The 19,239-nt window shown below is 72.0% G+C and carries 18 protein-coding genes and 1 tRNA gene; 10 read left to right on the top strand and 9 right to left on the bottom strand.

Annotated features, from left to right (window positions below; all coding sequences use genetic code 11):
- Positions 1–25: 25 nt before the first annotated feature.
- Positions 26–898, bottom strand: a complete 873-nt coding sequence (locus tag PV419_RS36250) for a class I SAM-dependent methyltransferase (protein WP_319696248.1) — start codon at positions 896–898, stop codon at positions 26–28.
- Between the two features lie 421 nt (positions 899–1,319).
- On the opposite strand from PV419_RS36250, the gene rpsA reads away from it, so the two are divergent.
- The gene (rpsA, locus tag PV419_RS36255; RefSeq protein ID WP_319696250.1) at positions 1,320–2,825 is read left to right on the top strand and encodes a 30S ribosomal protein S1; all 1,506 of its coding nucleotides are present in this window, start codon (positions 1,320–1,322) and stop codon (positions 2,823–2,825) included.
- A 136-nt stretch (positions 2,826–2,961) separates the two neighbouring features.
- Here rpsA and PV419_RS36260 read toward each other — a convergent pair whose 3' ends face one another.
- Positions 2,962–3,405 carry a hypothetical protein gene (locus PV419_RS36260; RefSeq protein WP_319696252.1) on the bottom strand — a complete coding sequence of 148 codons (444 nt, stop codon included), beginning with the start codon at positions 3,403–3,405 and terminating at the stop codon, positions 2,962–2,964.
- A gap of 272 nt (positions 3,406–3,677) precedes the next feature.
- Between PV419_RS36260 and PV419_RS36265 the strand changes: the two genes are divergently transcribed.
- The 3 genes from PV419_RS36265 (at position 3,678) to PV419_RS36275 (ending at position 5,808) form a co-directional block, all read left to right on the top strand.
- A complete protein-coding gene (locus tag PV419_RS36265) occupies positions 3,678–4,622 on the top strand; it encodes a PAC2 family protein (RefSeq protein ID WP_319696254.1) in 945 nt (314 codons plus the stop codon).
- Positions 4,623–4,640: 18 nt separating this feature from the next.
- A complete protein-coding gene (coaE, locus tag PV419_RS36270) occupies positions 4,641–5,258 on the top strand; it encodes a dephospho-CoA kinase (protein ID WP_319696255.1) in 618 nt (205 codons plus the stop codon).
- Between the two features lie 181 nt (positions 5,259–5,439).
- A complete protein-coding gene (locus PV419_RS36275; RefSeq protein ID WP_319696256.1) occupies positions 5,440–5,808 on the top strand; it encodes a tetratricopeptide repeat protein in 369 nt (122 codons plus the stop codon).
- Here PV419_RS36275 and PV419_RS36280 read toward each other — a convergent pair.
- Positions 5,777–6,109 carry a DUF6343 family protein gene (locus PV419_RS36280; RefSeq protein ID WP_319696258.1) on the bottom strand — a complete coding sequence of 111 codons (333 nt, stop codon included), beginning with the start codon at positions 6,107–6,109 and terminating at the stop codon, positions 5,777–5,779. The two genes, PV419_RS36275 and PV419_RS36280, sit on opposite strands and share 32 nt — an antisense overlap.
- A 155-nt stretch (positions 6,110–6,264) precedes the next feature.
- Between PV419_RS36280 and PV419_RS36285 the strand changes: the two genes are divergently transcribed.
- The 3 genes from PV419_RS36285 (at position 6,265) to PV419_RS36295 (ending at position 8,394) form a co-directional block, all read left to right on the top strand.
- On the top strand, positions 6,265–7,476 hold the full coding sequence (locus tag PV419_RS36285) for an ADP-ribosylglycohydrolase family protein (RefSeq protein WP_319696259.1): 1,212 nt from the start codon (positions 6,265–6,267) through the stop codon (positions 7,474–7,476).
- Positions 7,477–7,545: 69 nt separating this feature from the next.
- On the top strand, positions 7,546–8,277 hold the full coding sequence (locus PV419_RS36290) for a hypothetical protein (protein WP_319696261.1): 732 nt from the start codon (positions 7,546–7,548) through the stop codon (positions 8,275–8,277).
- Positions 8,278–8,307: 30 nt separating this feature from the next.
- A tRNA-OTHER gene (locus tag PV419_RS36295) sits at positions 8,308–8,394 on the top strand.
- A 361-nt stretch (positions 8,395–8,755) separates the two neighbouring features.
- Here PV419_RS36295 and PV419_RS36300 read toward each other — a convergent pair.
- Together PV419_RS36300 and PV419_RS36305 are read right to left on the bottom strand one after the other, a co-directional pair.
- Positions 8,756–9,832, bottom strand: coding sequence for an RNA ligase (ATP) (locus PV419_RS36300; RefSeq protein WP_319696263.1), 1,077 nt, complete (start codon positions 9,830–9,832; stop codon positions 8,756–8,758).
- A gap of 79 nt (positions 9,833–9,911) precedes the next feature.
- Entirely contained in the window at positions 9,912–11,135 is a 1,224-nt protein-coding gene (locus PV419_RS36305) for an FUSC family protein (protein ID WP_319696264.1), read from the bottom strand.
- A 100-nt stretch (positions 11,136–11,235) separates the two neighbouring features.
- Between PV419_RS36305 and PV419_RS36310 the strand changes: the two genes are divergently transcribed.
- The gene (locus tag PV419_RS36310) at positions 11,236–11,706 is read left to right on the top strand and encodes a type II toxin-antitoxin system PemK/MazF family toxin (RefSeq protein ID WP_415925453.1); all 471 of its coding nucleotides are present in this window, start codon (positions 11,236–11,238) and stop codon (positions 11,704–11,706) included.
- 44 nt (positions 11,707–11,750) lie between these two features.
- Here PV419_RS36310 and PV419_RS36315 read toward each other — a convergent pair whose 3' ends face one another.
- Positions 11,751–12,293 carry a DUF1697 domain-containing protein gene (locus PV419_RS36315; RefSeq protein WP_319696268.1) on the bottom strand — a complete coding sequence of 181 codons (543 nt, stop codon included), beginning with the start codon at positions 12,291–12,293 and terminating at the stop codon, positions 11,751–11,753.
- 153 nt (positions 12,294–12,446) lie between these two features.
- On the opposite strand from PV419_RS36315, the gene PV419_RS36320 reads away from it, so the two are divergent.
- Entirely contained in the window at positions 12,447–14,702 is a 2,256-nt protein-coding gene (locus PV419_RS36320; RefSeq protein WP_319696270.1) for an NB-ARC domain-containing protein, read from the top strand.
- A gap of 300 nt (positions 14,703–15,002) precedes the next feature.
- Here the strand turns inward: PV419_RS36320 and PV419_RS36325 are convergent, their stop codons facing one another.
- Positions 15,003–16,682, bottom strand: a complete 1,680-nt coding sequence (locus PV419_RS36325) for a CDP-glycerol glycerophosphotransferase family protein (RefSeq protein WP_319696272.1) — start codon at positions 16,680–16,682, stop codon at positions 15,003–15,005.
- Between the two features lie 342 nt (positions 16,683–17,024).
- Here PV419_RS36325 and PV419_RS36330 point away from each other — a divergent pair, with 342 nt between their 5' ends.
- Positions 17,025–17,681 (top strand): uridine kinase, encoded by a 657-nt coding sequence (locus PV419_RS36330; protein WP_319696385.1) that lies wholly within the window; start codon positions 17,025–17,027, stop codon positions 17,679–17,681.
- Positions 17,682–17,774: 93 nt separating this feature from the next.
- Here PV419_RS36330 and PV419_RS36335 read toward each other — a convergent pair whose 3' ends face one another.
- Positions 17,775–18,437 (bottom strand): DUF4360 domain-containing protein, encoded by a 663-nt coding sequence (locus PV419_RS36335; RefSeq protein WP_319696273.1) that lies wholly within the window; start codon positions 18,435–18,437, stop codon positions 17,775–17,777.
- Positions 18,438–18,519: 82 nt separating this feature from the next.
- Positions 18,520–19,167 carry a DUF4360 domain-containing protein gene (locus tag PV419_RS36340; RefSeq protein WP_319696275.1) on the bottom strand — a complete coding sequence of 216 codons (648 nt, stop codon included), beginning with the start codon at positions 19,165–19,167 and terminating at the stop codon, positions 18,520–18,522.
- Between the last annotated feature and the right edge of the window lie 72 nt (positions 19,168–19,239).

The raw sequence follows: 19,239 nt of genomic DNA on the forward strand, positions 1-19,239 counted from the left end.
CGGCCCCGCCAGCTGGTCCCGCCCGTCAGGCCCGCTCGCACACGAAGATCGCTGTCCCTGGGATCAGATTCCCGCGCAGCGGGGACCAGCCGCCCCACTCCTGGTCGTTCCAAGCGGGCCATTCCGGCTCGACGAGGTCGAGCAGCCGGAATCCCCCGGCCACCACGTCCCGCACCCGGTCGCCCAGCGTCCGGTGGTGCTCGACATAGACGGCACGGCCCGTCTCGTCCTGCTCGACGTACGGCATGCGGTCGAAGTAGGAGGCGGCGACACTCAGCCCCTCGGGGCCGGGTTCGTCCGGGAACGCCCACCGTATGGGGTGCGTCACCGAGAACACCCACCGCGCGCCCGGCCGCAGCACCCGGTGGACCTCGCGCATCACCCGCACCGGGTCGGCGACGAAGGGGATCGCCCCGTACGCCGAGCACGCGAGGTCGAAGGACGCGTCCCGGAAGGGGAGCGCCGTGGCGTCGGCCTGGACGAGCGCGACCGGCCCCGGGCCCGCCGTACCCGCCGCGCCGGCTGCGCCGATTTCGGTATCGATCCGCAGCGCGTGCCGAAGCTGCCGGTGGGAGATGTCGAGCGCCACCGGCCGCGCCCCCTGCGCCGCGAGCCAGCGGGAGCACTGCGCCGCGCCCGCCCCGACCTCCAGGACGGCCAGCGCCTCGAGGCCGTCCGCCGGCCCGAGCAGCCCGGCCTCGGCCTCGTCGAGGCCCTCGGGGCCCCAGACGAAGCGGTCGTCGCCCAGGAAGCCGCCGTGCTCCTCCTGATACTCGTCCGCGTTGCGGTCCCACCAGCCGCGGCTGGCCCGGCTGCTCTCCGCGTCGTCGGCGATCCGCCGGGTGGCCGTGGGCTCCTCCGGCTCGCTCGCCGTCGCCGTGAGATCTGTTGTCGCCATGGGATCTCCAGGGGCGCCGGGCGTGCCGGGCTCGTCGGTTGCACGGGGCATGTGTTCTTGGACCATCGGGCGCGTCGTCGTACTCTCTGTATCGACCTGTGGCTGTGGGGAACGGCTGTCCGCGTCGCAGCACGAACCGTGCGATTTGCCGGGTTTGGGGCGAAATGCCCAGCGTGTGCTCTTCGTGTATTGACCCTGCCCGGCTGCCCCCGTATGCTACAAGTTGCGCTGCGGGCCTGCGCGCCTCAGACGGAGCAGGTCGCGCTCGCATCTGTTGTATGTCCCTCGGTCACCGAGGCGCTTTTCGATCCCTCGGGAAGAGATCAACGCCTCCGAGGCTGTCCGGCTTCTGCAGTGCGATAACGGGTCCTCGGCGTAGCAGTACCTACGACTTCATGTCCGTACCGGAGCCCTTTCCCACATGACGAGCAGCACCGAGGCAACCCGCACCACCCCGCAGGTGGCGGTAAACGACATCGGTTCCGAGGAAGCCTTCCTCGCCGCGATCGACGAGACGATCAAGTACTTCAACGACGGCGACATCGTCGACGGCGTCATCGTGAAGGTCGACCGGGACGAGGTCCTGCTCGACATCGGTTACAAGACCGAAGGCGTCATTCCTTCCCGCGAGCTTTCGATCAAGCACGACGTCGACCCGAACGAGGTCGTGGCCGTCGGCGACGAGATCGAGGCCCTTGTCCTCCAGAAGGAGGACAAGGAAGGCCGCCTGATCCTCTCGAAGAAGCGTGCCCAGTACGAGCGTGCCTGGGGAACCATCGAGAAGATCAAGGAAGAGGACGGCATCGTCACCGGTACCGTCATCGAGGTCGTCAAGGGTGGTCTCATCCTCGACATCGGCCTCCGTGGCTTCCTCCCCGCCTCCCTGGTGGAGATGCGCCGCGTCCGCGACCTTCAGCCCTACGTGGGCAAGGAGCTCGAGGCCAAGATCATCGAGCTGGACAAGAACCGCAACAACGTGGTCCTGTCCCGCCGTGCCTGGCTGGAGCAGACCCAGAGCGAGGTCCGCCAGACCTTCCTCACCACCCTCCAGAAGGGCCAGGTGCGCTCCGGCGTCGTCTCCTCCATCGTCAACTTCGGTGCCTTCGTGGACCTGGGTGGCGTCGATGGTCTGGTCCACGTCTCCGAGCTGTCCTGGAAGCACATCGACCACCCGTCCGAGGTCGTCGAGGTCGGCCAGGAGGTCACGGTCGAGGTCCTGGACGTCGACATGGACCGCGAGCGCGTGTCCCTGTCGCTCAAGGCGACCCAGGAAGACCCGTGGCAGCAGTTCGCCCGGACCCACCAGATCGGCCAGGTCGTCCCGGGTAAGGTCACCAAGCTGGTGCCGTTCGGTGCGTTCGTCCGCGTCGACGAGGGCATCGAGGGCCTGGTCCACATCTCCGAGCTGGCCGAGCGCCACGTGGAGATCCCGGAGCAGGTCGTCCAGGTCAACGACGAGATCTTCGTCAAGGTCATCGACATCGACCTCGAGCGCCGCCGCATCAGCCTCTCGCTGAAGCAGGCCAACGAGGCCTTCGGTGCCGACCCGTCCGTGGTCGAGTTCGACCCGACCCTGTACGGCATGGCCGCGTCCTACGACGACCAGGGCAACTACATCTACCCCGAGGGCTTCGACCCCGAGACCAACGACTGGCTCGAGGGCTTCGAGACCCAGCGCGAGGCATGGGAGACCCAGTACGCCGAGGCGCAGCAGCGCTTCGAGCAGCACCAGGCGCAGGTCATCAAGTCGCGCGAGGCGGACGAGCAGGCCGCTGCCGAGGGGGCGGGCGGCGCCGCCCCGGCGCAGGGTGGTGGCCAGGCGTCCGGCGGTTCGTACTCCTCGGAGTCGGCCGACAACTCCGGCGCCCTGGCGTCGGACGAGGCGCTGGCCGCGCTCCGCGAGAAGCTGGCCGGCGGCCAGAGCTGAGCTCGGCTGCCAACGGCTTCGGCCGCCACAGCTCCGGCTGAGCGGCTGAGCGGCTGACCGACGTAAGGCCCGCTCTCCTTGGAGAGCGGGCCTTACGCATGCCCGGGCGCGGGCAGCGGATCCACGCCGGCGACAGCTATGCGTGCCCCTGCACGGTGACGGAGTCGACCGTGACGCTCTCCGCCCTCTCGATCATGATCCCTTGGCGGCCGCCGGTGACCGTGATGCCCCGGACCGTCCAGTACGAGGCGCCGTCCAGGTGCAGCCCGAACGCGTGGCCGTCGCTCGCCGTGAGCACCGCTCTCGGGGAGCCGGTGAGCGTGATCCGGGAGCCGGAGGTCCCCGAGGTGGTGATCACGAAGCCGCCGCGGTAGGTGCCGTCGGCGAGCTCGATGGTGTCGCCGGGCCTGGCCGCCGCGAGGGCGTCCTTGAGCTGGGCCGCGTCGGAGACGGCGATCGGCCGGGCGGAGTTCTCGCGGCCGTCCTCGGCGGCGGTTCCGGCGGCGACCAGCCCGCCCATGGCGAGGATCCCGGCGGCGGGCGCGGCGATGAGGGCGCGGGTGGGGGTGCGGGAGTGCATGGGGGGTTCCGCCTTCCTGCGGTGGTCAGGGGTGGCACCTTCGTGACGCGCATATGTTCTTGTGGCTGAACGTGAGACGACAGCGTGAACCTCTGACGGGTCGCGAAGCTAGAGCCGGCGCCTGGGCGCGTCAACCCCCTCGTGACGCTCCGTCACCATCAGTATGAGCTGGGGGATGGCCGCGCGGACGACGCGAAGTCGAGTGTGGGGCCGGGAATGCGGCGCCCCCCGCCCGACGTTCCCGAAGCGGAACACAAGGAGGAGCGGTCACAGTGCTAGATCCGCAGGATTTGTACGCATGGGAGCCGAGCGGACTCGCGGAAGTCGACGCGATAACCTCCCGGGACTCGGCCGGGCTGGTGCTGCTCTACCACTTCGACGGCTATATCGACGCCGGCGAGACCGGCGACCAGATCGTGCAGCGGCTGCTCGACGGGCTGCCGCACCAGGTCGTCGCGCGCTTCGACCACGACCGGCTCGTCGACTACCGGGCGCGCCGCCCCCTGCTCACCTTCAAGCGCGACCGCTGGACCGCGTACGAGACCCCCGCGATCGAGCTGCACCTGATGCGCGACGCGACCGCGGCCCCCTTCCTGCTGCTCTCCGGGCCCGAACCGGACGTGGAGTGGGAGCGGTTCGCGGCGGCCGTGGGCCAGCTGATCGAGCGGCTCGGGGTGCGGCTGTCGGTGAACTTCCACGGCATCCCCATGGGCGTGCCGCACACCCGCCCCGTCGGCATCACCCCGCACGGCAATCGCTCCGACCTGATGCCCGGTCACCGGGGCTACTTCGACGAAGCCCAGGTGCCCGGCAGCGCCGAGTCCCTCGTCGAGTACCGGCTCGCCGAGGCCGGCCATGACGTGCTCGGCGTCGCCGCCCACGTCCCGCACTACCTGGCCCGCTCCGCCTACCCCGACGCGGCGCTCACCGCGCTGGAGGCGATCACCGCGGCCACCGGCCTGGTGCTGCCCGGAGCGGCCCACGCGCTGCGCAACGAGGCGCTCAAGACCCAGGAGGAGATCGAGCGGCAGATCTCGGAGGGGGACGAGGACCTCGTCGCGCTGGTACGCGGCCTTGAACACCAGTACGACGCGGTGGCTGGGGCGGAAAGCCGCGGCAGCCTGGTCGCCGAGCCGGTCGAGCTGCCCTCCGCGGATGAGCTGGGGGCCGAGTTCGAGCGATTCCTGGCCGAACGGGAGGGCGATGGGACCGCGTAGACCGCATAGGCTGACCCCATGCTGAGGCTGGGACTCACGGGCGGAATCGGCGCGGGCAAGAGCGAAGTGTCGCGCATGCTGTCCTCATACGGAGCGGTGCTGATCGACTCCGACCGGATCGCCCGCGAGGTGGTCGAGCCGGGGACCCCCGGACTCGCGGCCGTGGTCGCCGAGTTCGGGCCCGGTGTCCTCGCCCCCGACGGCGGCCTGGACCGCCCGAAGCTCGGCGGCATCGTTTTCGGCGACCCGGAGCGGCTGCGCGCCCTGAACGCGATCGTGCACCCCCTGGTCCGCGCCCGCTCCGCCGAGCTGGAGGCCGCCGCCGGGCCGGACGCCATCGTCGTCCACGACGTCCCCCTCCTCGCCGAGAACGGCCTGGCGCCCCTGTACGACGTGGTGATGGTTGTCGACGCGGCGCCCGGGACCCAGCTCGACCGGCTGGTGCGGCTGCGCGGCATGACCGAGGACGAGGCGCGGGCCCGGATGGCGGCCCAGGCGACGCGCGAGGAGCGGCTGGCCGTGGCCGATGTCGTGATCGACAACGACGGCCCGTTGGAGGAGCTGGAGCCGCAGGTCAGAAAGGTCTGGGCGGACCTGGCCGAGCGCGCGGCGGGCGGCGCGCGGACCGAGGGCTGACCGACGCCAGGGGGCCGCCCGCGCCGGGGCTCTGGCGGGAATGCGCCGTGTGGCGTCATTGTTGTCTAGCCCGTACCAACGATCACCCGACCAACGATCACCCCGCACCAAGCGATCACCTCGCCCGACGACCACCTCGCGCCGACGGTGATCGTCAGCGCGCTCCGGGAAGGAAACGGTTGTGTCCGAGCCCACGCCCGAGACCCATGTCATCGACTACCGCGCGGCCGAGCAGCTGCTGGCCGCCCGCGACCCGCGCGGCGCGGTGAAGCTGCTCGACTCGGTCATCACCGCCCACCCCGAGAACACCGCGGCCCGGCTGCTGCGGGCGCGCGCCTTCTTCGGTGCGGCGCAGCTCCGGGCGGCGGAGCTGGAGTTCCAGCTCGTCCTGGAGCGCGAACCGGACAACGCCTTCGCCCACTTCGCCCTCGGCCGCACCCTGGAGCGCGCCAACCGCCCCGCCGAGGCGACCCGCCACTTCCGTCTGGCGGCGGCGCTCGACCCGCGCCCGGACTTCGTCAGGGCCGCGCGCTTCGGCGAAAACGGCTGAGCCTCGGCCCCCGCCGGCCCGCCGGACAGGGGCCGCGCACCGGCGCGTACGGCGGCACATCCCGGCCGGGCTGGTAGTGCGGCCCCTGCCGGATGTGCCGGACGACCAGGACCAGGTCGGCGAGGGTGAGGGCGGCCAGCACAGCGCAGGCGGCCGCCCAGCCGGGCCGGTGGACCATCAAGAAGGCCACCGTGCCCGCGACGGTCCAGGCCAGGCCCCACAGGGCCAGCACACAGCGTATGCGCAGCGGGCTGCGTGCGTGCAGCGGCTCGTCGCCCGTACGGATCAGTCGGCTCGGCATGGCTCACCATCTCCCACTACGAATCTAACGCCGTACTCCCGGCGCGATCCGGGATCCGGCGTCTGGAATCATGGCCCGAGCATCTGAGCATCTGAGCATCTGAGCACGTCAGCATGTACCTCCGGGCGCCGCCCCGGGCGATGAGGAGCCGCGCGATGATCCGCGAGTCATGGGACGAAACGGCCGCCAGGCGGGCTCGCATCCGCGGCTGCCTGCTCGGGGGCGCGATCGGCGACGCCCTGGGCAACCCGATCGAGTTTCTGTCCCTGAGCAGGATCCGCGAGACCTACGGGCCGGAGGGGATCACCGCGCTGGTCCCGGACTCGGACGGCGTCATCGGCCGGATCACCGACGACACCCAGATGACCATGTTCACGGCCGAGGGGCTGATACGGGCCTGCGCCAGGGCCACGGCCAAGGGCATCGGCGGCGCCGAGGTCGCCATCGTGCGCCACTCCTATCTGCGCTGGCTCGACACCCAGAACCACCCCGCCCCGCCGCCCGCGCGGCAGGGCCAGGACCAAGATCTGGTCCGCTCCGGCTGGCTGCGCGAGCAGAAGTGGCTGTACGCCCGCCGCGCCCCCGGCGGCGCCTGCCTGTCCGGCCTCGCACAGGAGCACATTCCCTCGTCCTCCGACGCGCTCGACGGCACCCCCGGCCCGGTGAACACCGGCTCCAAGGGCTGCGGCACCGTGATGCGCTCCGCGCCCTTCGGGCTCACCGGCGCGGGCGCCCGCGAGTCGTTCGAATTCGCCGCCCACTGCGCCCAGATCACCCATGGCCACCCCACCGGCTACTACGCCGCCGGCGCCCTGGCCGCGATGATCGACCTCCTCCTCGACGGCGACTCCCTGGAGGGCTCCGTCCTGCGCACCCTGGAGCTGCTCTCCCGCTACTCGGGACACGAGGAGACGAGCGCCGCGCTGCGCAAGGCCGTCGATCTGAACGCGCAGGGCGAGCCCACCCCGGAGAAGACCGAGTCGCTCGGCGGCGGCTGGATCGCCGAGGAGGCCCTGGCGATCGCGGTCTACTGCGCCCTGGCCCATACGGCGCCGCGGCGCACCCTCTACAGCAAGGGCGGCGGGATCGGCTACGACCCGAAGTGGCGGCGCACCCCCCTCCAGCGGGCCCTGCTGCTGTCCGTCAACCACTCCGGCGACAGCGACTCGACGGGCTCCATCTGCGGCAATCTGCTGGGCGCCCACTACGGCGACCTCCGCCTGCCCCCGATGTGGCTGGCGCAGATCGAGGGCCGGGGCACCATCGCCGAACTCGCCGACGACTTCTCCTCCGTGTTCCACCAGTCGATCGAGACGTACGAGTTCGACGGCATGATCTTTCCGCGCTCCCGTTACCCCCTCTACTGAGCCGCTGACCGCCGAGCAGCCGAACAATCCGTTCGATCGCTGTCCCACCCGCCTGTTAACGTGCGGGGTGTGGCGAAACTGAACCAGATCATCGCCGTGGAGAAGGGCGTCAAGTCCAAGTCGCAGCAGGACCTGACGGCCGCGCACCACGGTCTGCAAAAGCCGGCCCTGCTGGCCGGCATATCCCGTACGTACCAGCCCAAGGACGAGGAGGGCGAGCAGCTGCCGCCCGAGTCGACCCGCGTGCAGGTCAAGGCCGAGGATGTGCTCCGCGACACCGCGGCCATCCTCACCCGGCTCTTCGACGTCACCGCCACCAAGGACTGGTCGAACTGCGCGGCGAGGGCGGATGTGACGGTCGAGGGCCGCACCCTCCTGCGCGACGTCCCGGTCTCCTATCTCCTCTTCCTCGAGAAGCAGCTGACCGACCTCAACGCCCTGGTCCGTAAGCTGCCGGTGCTCGACGCCGCCGAGTCCTGGTCGCTGGACCCCTCCACGGACTCCTGGAAGACCGAGCCGGTCCGCACCGTTCGCACCAAGAAGGTCCCCCGCAACCACGTCAAGGCGGAGGCCACGGACAAGCACCCGGCCCAGGTCGAGGTCTACCACGAGGACATCCCGGTCGGCTACTGGACCACCGTCAAGTTCTCCGGCGCCCTCCCGGCCCGCCGCGTCAACGAGCTCCTGGACCGGGTCGAAAAGCTCCAGCAGGCGGTCAAGTTCGCCCGCGAGGAGGCGAACGGCGCGGAGGCCGCCGATCAGCGCGTCGGTGACGTGGTCTTCGGCTACCTCTTCGGGTAGCGTGATGAACTCCCCGTCGGCCTCAGCGCGGGCGGGGTGCGCGAGGAGCGCAAGCTGAAGCTGAAGCTTGTCGTGACGGCGCGGTCGTCAGTGGAGGTTCAAATCCTCCTCCCGGCGCTCATCCACGGGCCGGGGTAGCCCAAGTCCGGCAGAGGCAGACCGCGATCAATCTCAGACTCTCGCTCCAGACTCAGCATTCGCCGCCGATCGCCGGATCGACCGGGCCCGGGCCCTAGTCGTCGGATGCCGGTTCAAGTCCGGCCCGTGCAGCTTCGATGCGCGGTAGTTCAAAGGCAGAACACGACGACATGAGACTGACCTGTGCTCTCAACTGAGCCGGCGTGCGCAATTGGGCGGCATCACAGGGCTCGGGGGCAGGCTACGCCCCCGGGCCCGCTCGCATGGGTGGACGCCGTGCCCGAACACCGGGGCGGTGGCCGAGGACTCCAGTGCCCCGGCCGTCCTCTGCCCTCCACTCCTATTCGTACTCCGTTCCGCCCTTGCGCGTCAGATACGCACCGCTGACCACCTTGGCGATGGCTCGTCCGCCGAGCACGGAGCTGTACCGATCGTTCGTCGCCCGGACCACCACCCCCTCCCGGATGTGCGACCCGGTTCCGGAGACGGTCTCGCGCCCCTCGGCCAGCTCCAGCACCCGCCCGGCGTCGTACGGCCCGGTGTACAGCGTCGGCACCACCGGCAGTCCGCCGTCCAGCGTCTTCGCCAGTTCCTCCGGGTCCAGCCAGCGAGACCGCCCGTCGACGTCCACCGCGATGTCGAACACGGCGTATCCGGGCACGCCGCGCCGGCTGTCGGTCCCGTATCCGAGGTCCTGCACCCCGCCCCCGTACACCTCGCCGAAGATGCCGACCCGCGCCGCCCCCAGCTCGGCGGCCACCCGCGCCGCCAGCGCGGGCACGCCGTGCCCGCGCACGGCCCGCCAGTAGAGGTTCTTCTCGTCCTCCACCAGCGCCAGCCGCTGAGCCCCCAGCCCCTTCGACGTCACCCGCACATCCCCGCCGTCCGCGAAGTACGTCAGGCAGCACGCCGTCCCGTGCAGCTTCTCGGTGACCGCGACGGCCTCCCCGTCCTCGAACACGTCCGGATAGCGCTTGAGGTTCTCGATGTCGATCCACGGCATCAGATCCGGCGCGGGCTCCACCTGTCCGCTCATCGAGATCGGCACCGGCGGCACCCACTTGACGATCCCGAGCCGTTCGGCGAAGTCCTCGCCCTCCCGCGCCGCCCGTTCCAGGTCCACGTCAGCCAGCACCCGCGGCCGGCACACCAGCCCCTGTGACAGCTCCCCGCGCAGCCGGATCGCCTTGACCCGGTTGTGCCCGGCCCCCGCCAGCTTCCCCGTCAGCCCCAGCTCACCGATCAGCTCCTCGGGCAGCACCGCCTGTTCCGGCACATACACGGCGAACTCCCCCGACCGGAAGGCCCCCTTGGCCACCACGGCCCGGTACAGCCCCACCTGCGCCAGCTCCAGCGCGTCGGCGTTCGGGTGCTCATGAATGGTCAGCCGCTCAGCGGTGACGCGCAGCGTCGACATGCTCGGGTCCCCGTCCCTCGTTCAGTGGTGTGCCACCACTGTGCGGCGGGGGCGAGCGGACCGGCCACCGATTTTGTGGTCAGGCCGTGCCGCGGCGCTCCGCGCGGCGCCGGCGGAGCCAGCGCCGGATCTTGTGCAGGAAGGGGTAGCGCTCGCGCTGCTCGCGGGCGCTGCGGTCGAGCTCTTCCATCAGGCGCATGGAGCGCTGTTCCATGTCCAGCTCGTCGAGGATCCGGTCGATCTCGGCGAGCAGCGCGCCGTGGAGCTGCCATTGGCGCGGGTGCTCCTGGACGCGATCGAGGAGGGCGTGGGCGACCACGTCGCGGCTCGCGTGGGCCTTGGCGAGCTCGCTGGCCAGCCGGGACTCGGCCTCCTCGGCGTTGGCGCTGACCTGGGTGGTGACCAGGACGGCGAAGCTCTCGACGGCCGAGGCGAGGTGGACGAAGAGGTTTTCCAGGGCGGCCGCCACGTCGGGCGGGAACAGGGGCTCGTCGGTCCGCTTCTTGGCGAGGTCGGTGAGGGTGCGGGCCAGGACGCGCAGCACGACCATGCAGATTTCCAGGGTGTCCAGGCCGGTGCGCAGCATGACGCGGTAGAGCAGCCCCTCCCTGACGCGGGGGTTGAGCCGCAGGCTGTCCTCCGCCTGCCGGAGCGCGCCGTCCACCTGGGCGATGTCCTGGTCGAGGCGGCGGGCCTCGTGGAGCCGGGCGGCGGCGCGTTCGACGGGGGTGTGGCCGCCGAGCTCCTCGCCGATGTGCAGCAGCAGTCGGCGCATGCGGCGGGCGAGGTCCTCGATGGACTCGCCGGCGGTCTCCACCCACACCGGCGGGGCGAGCAGGAGGTTGAAGGCCAGGCCCACCCCGGCGCCGATCAGCGTCTCCAGCACCCGGTCCCAGGCCGTGTTCGCGACCCGGGTCACGCCGAGGACCAGCATCGCGCTGATCGCCACCTCGGCGACGAACTCGCTGACCCGTACGACATGGCCGACCGTCAGCGCGACCAGGATGATCAGCCCCAGGCTCCACCAGGTCAGCCCCACCAGCGCGCTGAACCCGATCGCGATGATCACGCCGACGACCACGGAGTTCACGCGGCGGACGCCGGTGGTGATGGTGGCGTAGAGGGTGACCTGCACCACCAGCAGGGCGGTGAGCGGGGCGGTGAGCGGGGCCGGTTCGGTGCTCAGCTGCAGGGCGACGACGTAGGCGATGGTCGCGGCGGCCGTCGAACGCAGCGTCTGCACGACGACCGGGTCTTTCCGCCGTTTGACGAGGTCCGCCACTGGGTCGAGAACATCTGGCACGTTGTGCCCCTTCCCGCATCAGAAGTCACACAGGCATCACTACGACGGCTTGCCACCTGAGCGACCCTCACACGCCACGCGCAACCACGGACGGGCTAACGTGTGGGTCGTGATCACGCCATTCAACGAGCACGGAGACGCCGCCCCGCTGCCGGGCAGCACGGGCCCCACGGCCACGGCGGAGGCACATCCGCGCCAGGTCGGCCGGGTGCGCACGCAGTACGCGCCGGACCCGGACGGCGACCCGGACCCCGGGGAGATCGTCTGGACCTGGGTGCCGTACGAGGAGATGGACGGCCGCGGAAAGGACCGGCCGGTGCTCGTCGTCGCCCGGGAGCGCGGCGGGACCCTGCTGGCCGTACAGCTGTCGAGCAAGCGGCACGACGACGACCGCGAGTGGGTGGCCATCGGGTCCGGGCCGTGGGACCGGGCCGGGCGCGACTCCTGGGTGGACCTGGACCGGGTGCTGCGGGTGCACCCGGAGGGCATGCGCCGGGAGGCCTGCGCCCTGGACCGGCCGCGCTTCGACCGGGTCGTGGCCCGGCTGAGGCAGCGGTACGGCTGGAGCTGAGCGGGAGAGCCCGACGGATAGGGCGGGTCGCCAGGGCGCAGGTGTCAGGCGTCGGCCAGCGCCAGCAGCTTGGTGACCGTGTTCCAGTTGCGGGCCGTCATCGCGACCCCGAGCGGCGCCCGCGTGACCTTCTCCGCCAGCTTGGAGCGGCCGACGCCGTCCGGGGCGCGCAGATAGATCTCCCGGCCGACGAGCCGGAACTCGTCCGGGGCGTACGAGGCCAGATCCAGGGCGTCCAGCGGGGCCGGGTCGGCCGGGGCGGCCGACAGGAACACCACGTGCAGCGTCCTGGGCTCGGCCGTGGCCTCCGGGTAGGGGTTGGCCTCGACGGTGGCGGCGAGCTCGTCGCGGGTACGGACGACCACCGGCACCGTCAGCCCGAGGTCGGCGGTGATGCGGTCGGCGATCGTACGGGCCGTCCGCTCGGGCGGGGTGCCGGGGTCGGCGAAGACGATGTTGCCGGTCTGCAGATGGACGGTGACGTCCTCGAAGCCCAGGTCCCGCATCAGCTCGCGCTGCCGCGCCATCGGGAACTTGTTGTGGCCGCTGACATTGATGCCGCGCAACAGCGCGATTTGGGACGGCATGGCGGGGGCTCCTCCGGATGGGATGAGCGGATCCTACGCTCGCGTCCAGTAGCGTGACTTTTCCGGGACGCGGAGCGATCAGGGGGCGACGAGGTGTCAAGGGCCGCTGACGGCGGGGCGGATGACCAGGGGTGGCCCACTGCGGGGCCGACGATGGGGAACGAGGTCTCCGGCACCGTTCACGGACCCGTCGTACAAGCCGGCCGGCTGCACGGCGGCGTGCACTTCCACTACCAGACGCCGCCTGCCCCGCCCCCGGCCCGGGTGCCGCGGCAGGTGCCCGCGGGCACGGCGTCGTTCGAGAACCGTACGACCGAACTCGCGGAGCTGGACGACTGGCTGACACCGGGCGGCCAGGGCGGCCCCGGGGGTCCCGAGGGCGCCGGCTCACCGCGGATCGCCCTGCTCAGCGGGTTGCCCGGAGTCGGCAAGCGGGCGACCGTACGGCGGTGGGTGGAACGCACCCGTGACCGCTTCCCCGGTGGCCACCTGTACGTGGACTTCGCCAGGCTGCGCCGCGAGGGCGCGGCCGGAGGCGATGTCTCCGAAGGGCTGCGCCACTGTCTGCGCTCCATCGGCGTCGCCGAGGAGTATCTCTCCGGCGACCTGGCCGAATTGACCGCCCACTACCGCAGCCACAGCGCCGACCGGAGGATCGTGGTCGTCCTCGACGAGGTGAGCCAGCCCGCCCAGGTCCGGGCGCTGATCCCGAACGCGCCCGGCAGTGTCGTCCTGGCCACCAGCCGGGACCGGCTCGGCGAGCTGATGTGGGACGGCGCCCGGCTGATGCCGGTGGAGCCGCTGAGCGCCGACAGCGGGCGGCGGCTGCTCGCCCGGCTGTGCGGCGAGGACCGCGTACGGGCCGAGCCGGAGGCCGCGGCGCGGCTGGTGGAGTGGTGCGGTGGGCTGCCCGTGGCGCTGTACGTGGTCGCCGCCCGGCTGGCCGTGCACCGGCGGCTGACGCTGTCGGCGCTGGCCGGGGAACTCGCCGACGAGAACCGCAGGCTGGCCGGTCTGAGCCCGGGGGCGCGCAGGGGTGAGGCGCGCATGGACGAGCCGCAGCACAGAAGTGAGCCGCACAGGAGCGATTCGCTCATCGGGGAGGAGCACACCGTGTCCGCCGTCTTCACCGTCGCCTACCGGGATCTGCCGCAGGACGCCGCCCGCCTGTACCGGCTGCTGGGCGCCAGCCCTGGGCGCAGCTTCGACACCGGGGGCGCCGCGGCCGTCGGCGGCCTGCCCGCCTCCGCCGCGGCCCCGCTGCTGGGCGCCCTGGAACGGGCGTCCCTGCTCGACGTCGGCGAGGACGGCCGCTACCGCTTCCACGACCTCGTACGGCTGCACGCCCGCGACCTCGCCGACGCGGACGAGCGGGAGGCCGCCCTGGCACGCGCCATGGAATACCACCTGACCGGGGCCGCCTTCGCCGACCGGGCGATCATGGGGCGGCGGCTGCGGATCGCCGACCACCGGGAGCGGATGCGGCGGGCGGGCCCCGATCCGTTCGAGCAGGCCCAGGGCGGCGCCAAGCAAGCGGCGCTGGCCTGGCTGGAGGCCGAACGCGCCGACGCCCTCGCCGTCCTGCGCGCCGCGGCCGCGCACGGCGGCCTGGACCGGCAGACCTGGCAGCTCGCCGAGGCGCTCACCGCGCTGTACCTCCACCATCGGCACCTCGCCGAGTGGATCGAGTCGGGCGAGCTGGGTGCCGCGGCCGCCGCACGGGACGGCCAACCGGCGGCCGAGGCGCGGCTGCGCGCCCTCCTGTCGCGGCCGCTGATGGACCTGGGCGAGTTCGAACGGGCCGGGCAGGAGCTGGAGACCGCGGTCCTGCGCGCCGACGGGGCCGCGGCGGCCGCCCCCGAGGACCGGCGGCTGATCCTGCTGCGCGGCTCGGTACGCGAGTTCAGCGGACGCTACTGGGACCGCTTCGACCCGGCCCGCGCGGCCGAGGCGTACGACAGCGCCCGCGCGCTGAGCGCCGAGGCGGGCGACGACCGCGGCGTCGCCATCGCGCTGTACTTCATGGGCTGCTCGCAGAGCGCGACAGGACGCCACGAGGACGGGCTCGCCACCCTGCGGGACGGGTACGAGCTGCTGCGCGGGCTCGGCGACGTACGCATGGCGGCGCGCGCCCAGGCCGCCATCGGGGACACGTACGAAGCCCTGGGACGCACCGCGGAAGCGGTGGAGGCGTTGGAGGAAGCGGCCCGCGCGCTGCGCGCCCAAGAGGCCACGCACTACGAGGCCCAGGCCCTTGAGACGCTGGCCGGTATCGCGGAACGGGCGGGCGACACGGAGTCGCTGCGGCGCCATCTGCACCGTGCGGTCGAGATCCACGAGGCGGGCGGCAGCCCCCGCGCACCCGAACTCCGGGCCCGTCTGGAAGCGGCGGAGGGGAGCGAGGGCTGACCGGCGCTGCCGGCCCGCCGGGGTCGGCGAGCGGCCGTCTCGCGTACGGCGCGGTGAGCGCTCCGCCCCGGCTCGCAAGGCCGCAGGGAGCCGCCGAGGCTGCCACGTCGGAGCGGGGCACGCGGCCGTCGGGCTGCCCGGACAGCGGCGCGGCGTCTCGCGGGCCCACGGCACGGCGCTGGTGGGCGTGGTGGCCGGTTCGTGGCGGGTGGCGGGTGGCCGGCCCGGCGGGGCCGTGTGCCGCGCGGCGGCCGTCGGGCGGGCGGACGCCGGCGAGAACGTGGCACACGGCGCACGCGGTCAGTCGTGCGCCCCCACGGGGCGGACGCGCAGGGCGACGTCCTCCTCGCGCCCTCCCACCCGCAGGGTGACGATGCCTTCCAAAGGCCGGCCCGCGCGCAGGCGTCCGTACACCACGGCGGCCAGCAGGCCCGGGTCGCGGACCAGGCCGGTGGCCGACGCCTCCGCGACCCGGCCGTCCCGCAGGGCGACCAGGCAGTCGCCCCGCGCCGTCGCGGCGGCGGCCATCAGGCTGCCCGGGTAGCGGTGCAGAGTCTCGTGGGCCCACCGCATGGCGGTGGTCGGCGTGGCGGCCGGTTCGTGGCGGGTGAGGACCGACGCGCTCTCCAGCAGGTGGCGGTCCCGCTCCCGGTCCTGGCAGCACAGGTGGCGGCACACGCAGGCGGTTTCTTCGGTGGCGTTGGGGTCGTTGGGGTGGCCCGCCTCGTCCGGCACCCCGGCGACGGACGCCGGGAAGCGGCGTACGGCCACGGTGTCACCGTCGACGGCGGTCGTCACCGTCGCCGAGAACACCTCCTGGCGGTCGGGGAGTGGATCGCCGAAGGCGCGTACCGGGGGCGGCGGGGCGGCCGGTTCCGGCAGCCGCAGCAGCGCGTACAGGTCGGTGCGCAGCCGCGCCAGCGCCTGGCCCGGGTCGGCGAAGGCCGCGGCGCCGATCTTGGCGAGCCGGGCCGGTTCGTGGTCGGCGATGGCGCGCTCGACCTGCTCGTACAGCCCGTGCCCGCCTTGTCCGTATGGCCGGCCCGGCCCTGTCGGCCTGCCCCCGCTCCCCGCGCGCACGGTCAGCCGGGGCGCGATCCGTCCCAGTTCGGCCATGGGGGTGCCGGGGATCGACTCGTCCCCGAAGGCCGCCAGGATGACGGGCTTCCCGAGCGCGGCGCCGTAGAAGGTGACCGAGCCGTGGTCGCCGATCAGCACATCCGCGGCGATGAGCGTGGCCTGCCAGCCCGCGGTCGGCGGGATCAGCAGCAGGCCCGCCTCGCGGGCCGACGTCTGGTCGGTACGCAGCCCCCAGGAGCCGTGCGCCGACACCACGTTGGGGTGGGTGATCAGCGCGACCCGGTACTCGTCCAGCGGCAGCTCGGCCAGCAGCCGGGCCGGCAGGTCCGGGTGGCGGCCGAGGAGCGACTGGGTGCGCCAGGTGGAGCTGAGCATGACCAGGCGCTGGTCCTCGGCGACGCCCAGGGCCTCGCGGTAGCGGGCGCGCAGATCGCGGGAGCACAGCAACTCGTCGTAACAGGGGTCGCCGACGAGGAGGGTGCGGCCGACGGTCCCGGGGTGCAGCGCGGCCAGCTGGCCGGCCTGGTCCGGGTGCGAGATCGTCAGCCATGCGCGGTCCAGCAGACCTTCCGGCACCAGTCCCGAGACGCGGTCGTGGGGGCCGCGTGCGTCGGGGACCAGCTTGTGGAATCCCACGCCGTGGGGGAGGACGAGCACGGGGGCGTCGGTGCCGGACAGATCCGCGTTCTCGGTGGCCGTCACGATCAGGTCGCACGGTATGCGGGCCAGCTGGTCCCATGGCATGACGCGGGCGCCGTGGGCGCGGAGGAGGTCGGACACGCCGTCGCTGAACGCGGAGGTCGGGTCGTAGCCGAAGACGACGTGGACGCGCGGGTCGTCGCGCAGGACCGGGGCGAGGACGTCGAGGACGCGGACGGTGGAGGTGACGGTGCGGGCCACCGCTACCAGGGTCCGCTCGCCGTCGAACGTCGTCCAGCGCGCGGCGTCCGGGCCGACGGGCGTGCGGAGGGGAGGCGGCTGGCAGCCGTGCGCGGGGGGCGGCGCGGGCGGGGTGGCAGGCGGAGGAGCGGTCAGCCTCTCAGCGCGGCTCGCGGCTCGCGGCTCGCGGCTCGCGGCTCGCGGCTCGCGGCTCGCGGCTCGCGGCTCGCGGCTCGCGGCTCGCGGCCATGCTTTCCATACCGTTTCGCAAGCCGCCCGACAACCCCTTCCATGCCCTCACTCACCTCATCCATCTGCCGCAGACCCCACCGTAAGGCAAGCGCCCCACCCCATACCTGCATGATGGGGGCTGTGCGGCTCGAATCGATCTCCTGGGAACGGCTGACCGGCGCGCTCGCCGACCGCGTCGCGGATCTGACGGCGGCGGACGGCAGCCCCTGGCTGAGGGTGGCGGTCGACGGGGCCCCGGCGGCGCGTACCGGGGAGCTGGCGCACGGGCTGGCCGAGGCGCTGCGGGTGCGGGGGCGGCCGGCGCTGGTGGTCGCGGCGGGCGGCTTTCTGCGCGCGGCGTCCCTGCGTTACGAGTACGGGCGGCGGGACGCCGACGCGTACTACGACATGTGGCTGGACACGGGCGCCCTGTGGCGTGAGGTCTTCGACCCGCTGGAGCCCGCGCCGCGCGGCACGGGGCGGGTGCTGCCGGATCTGTGGGATCCGGTGACCGACCGGGCCACCCGCTCCCCGTATGTCGAACTGCCGCCGGGCGGGGTGCTGCTGCTCCATGGCGCGCTGCTGCTGGGGCGCTGGTTCCCGTTCGATCTGTCGGTGCATCTGCGGCTGTCCCCGGCCGCCCTCGCCCGCCGTACGGACGCGGACGAACAGTGGACGCTGCCCGCCTTCGCGCGTTATGAGGAGGAGGTGCGGCCCGCGGAGGCCGCGGATGTGGCGGTCCGCGCGGACGACCCGCGCCATCCGGCCTGGAACGGACCGGGGGCCTGAGGCTCCGCGGGGGCACGGGGGACGACGCCGTGCGCCGCGCCCCTTGCGGGGACGTGGCGCACGGCGCCCGGAGTGCGGGGTCCGGCGGGGTGGCTACGCCGACGGGCACTCCTTCCACGCGAAGTGGTAGGTGGTGCTCACGCTGCCGTCGGTCGAGTCCATGGTCATGAAACTCGTCGTGTTCGTCGTGTCCGAGGTGCCGGCGTTGACCCGCAGCTCGGTGTTGATGTTGAAGTTCCGCAGCGCACCGCAGGGGGCCCATTCCACGGTGGCGATGTCGGAGACGTCGGTCGCCTGCCAGTTGTCGTCGTACGGACCGTTGAAGTTATGGGAGAGGGCGGAGGTCTGTGACGAGCCCTGGAAGTAGTACGAGGCCTTCTCGGTGCTGGAGGCCCCCCTCTCCAGGTGCGCGTAGCCGCGGTAGTCGACGCTCGCGATGGCGTACGTGAAGCCCTGCGGCACATGCACGACCAGGTTGAGCTGGCAGTTCTTCCTGAAGTCGGTCGGCTTGGCACCCTTGCCCACTTGGGCGAGATAGTCGCTGTAGGTGACGGTGAACGCCGTGTTGTCGGGCGATACGGCCACGGCCGCAGTTCCCGCCGGACAGCCCGAACCGTTGACCGTCGCCACCGTGATCACGATTTTGTCGGGCGGCACGGTTTCGAACGGCGATTGCGCGGATGCGGGCTGGGATGAGACGAGTGCCGTGGCGAAGAAAGCCGCGGCCACGCCGCCTGCGAACATTGCACGGGGCATGATTCTCCATTCGATCGTCTGTGGACGACGACGGAAAGCCGGGCAGGCTCCGACGCCGCCCTGGCTGGTGGAGTTTCGCGCCTTACCGGACGGAAGGACATTCCTTCCAGGCGATGTGATAAATCGTGTTCGAACTGCCGTCGGTCGAGTCCATGGCCATGAAGCTGGTGCTGCCCGACGTCGAGGTACCAGCGTTCACCCGCAGTTCGGTGTTGATGTTGAAGTTGCGGTCCACGCCGCACGGCGCCCAAACAAGGGCGCTGTAATCGGTGGAGTCGCGGGTCTGCCAGTTGTCGCTGTACGGACCGTTGAAGTCATGGGTCCGCGATGTGGTGTCCGCGGATCCCTGGAAGTAATAACTCGCCTTCTCGGTGCCTTTCGCGCCCTTCTCCAGGTGCGCGTAGCCGCGGTAGTCGACGCTGGCGATGGCGTACGTGAAGCCCTGCGGTACGTGAACGCCCAGGTTGAGCTGGCAGTTCTTACGGATGTCGGTCGGGTCGGCGCCCGCGCCGACCTGGGCGAGATAGTCGCTGTAGGTCACCGTGAAGGCCGTGTTGTCGCTGGAGACCGCGACGGCGGCGGTCCCTTTGGGGCAGCCCGATCCGTTCACGGTGTTGACGCTGACCTGGATCTTCTCGGGCGGCACATCGGAGACCGACGCGCCCTGCGGGGAAATGCCCGATGCGAATAACGCCGCGACCGCGCCGCCGGCGAGCAGGCCAAAAGACATGGTTCTCCCATCGAAAGTCGATGAAGCGTGGTGGAAACCGTGGGGGGTGTATAGCCCGCGGTGTGGAGCGTG

It is taken from the genome of Streptomyces sp. ME19-01-6, from assembly GCF_033793745.1.
GTDB lineage: Bacteria > Actinomycetota > Actinomycetes > Streptomycetales > Streptomycetaceae > Streptomyces.

Bases quoted from the DNA above. Each gene is read 5' to 3' on its own strand.
- PV419_RS36250 (WP_319696248.1), bottom strand. From the start codon at position 898: ATGGCGACAACAGATCTCACGGCGACGGCGAGCGAGCCGGAGGAGCCC.
- rpsA (WP_319696250.1), top strand. From the start codon at position 1,320: ATGACGAGCAGCACCGAGGCAACCCGCACCACCCCGCAGGTGGCGGTA.
- PV419_RS36260 (WP_319696252.1), bottom strand. From the start codon at position 3,405: ATGCACTCCCGCACCCCCACCCGCGCCCTCATCGCCGCGCCCGCCGCC.
- coaE (WP_319696255.1), top strand. From the start codon at position 4,641: ATGCTGAGGCTGGGACTCACGGGCGGAATCGGCGCGGGCAAGAGCGAA.
- PV419_RS36280 (WP_319696258.1), bottom strand. From the start codon at position 6,109: ATGCCGAGCCGACTGATCCGTACGGGCGACGAGCCGCTGCACGCACGC.
- PV419_RS36285 (WP_319696259.1), top strand. From the start codon at position 6,265: ATGATCCGCGAGTCATGGGACGAAACGGCCGCCAGGCGGGCTCGCATC.
- PV419_RS36300 (WP_319696263.1), bottom strand. From the start codon at position 9,832: ATGTCGACGCTGCGCGTCACCGCTGAGCGGCTGACCATTCATGAGCAC.
- PV419_RS36315 (WP_319696268.1), bottom strand. From the start codon at position 12,293: ATGCCGTCCCAAATCGCGCTGTTGCGCGGCATCAATGTCAGCGGCCAC.
- PV419_RS36320 (WP_319696270.1), top strand. From the start codon at position 12,447: ATGGGGAACGAGGTCTCCGGCACCGTTCACGGACCCGTCGTACAAGCC.
- PV419_RS36330 (WP_319696385.1), top strand. From the start codon at position 17,025: ATGGGGGCTGTGCGGCTCGAATCGATCTCCTGGGAACGGCTGACCGGC.
- PV419_RS36335 (WP_319696273.1), bottom strand. From the start codon at position 18,437: ATGCCCCGTGCAATGTTCGCAGGCGGCGTGGCCGCGGCTTTCTTCGCC.
- PV419_RS36340 (WP_319696275.1), bottom strand. From the start codon at position 19,167: ATGTCTTTTGGCCTGCTCGCCGGCGGCGCGGTCGCGGCGTTATTCGCA.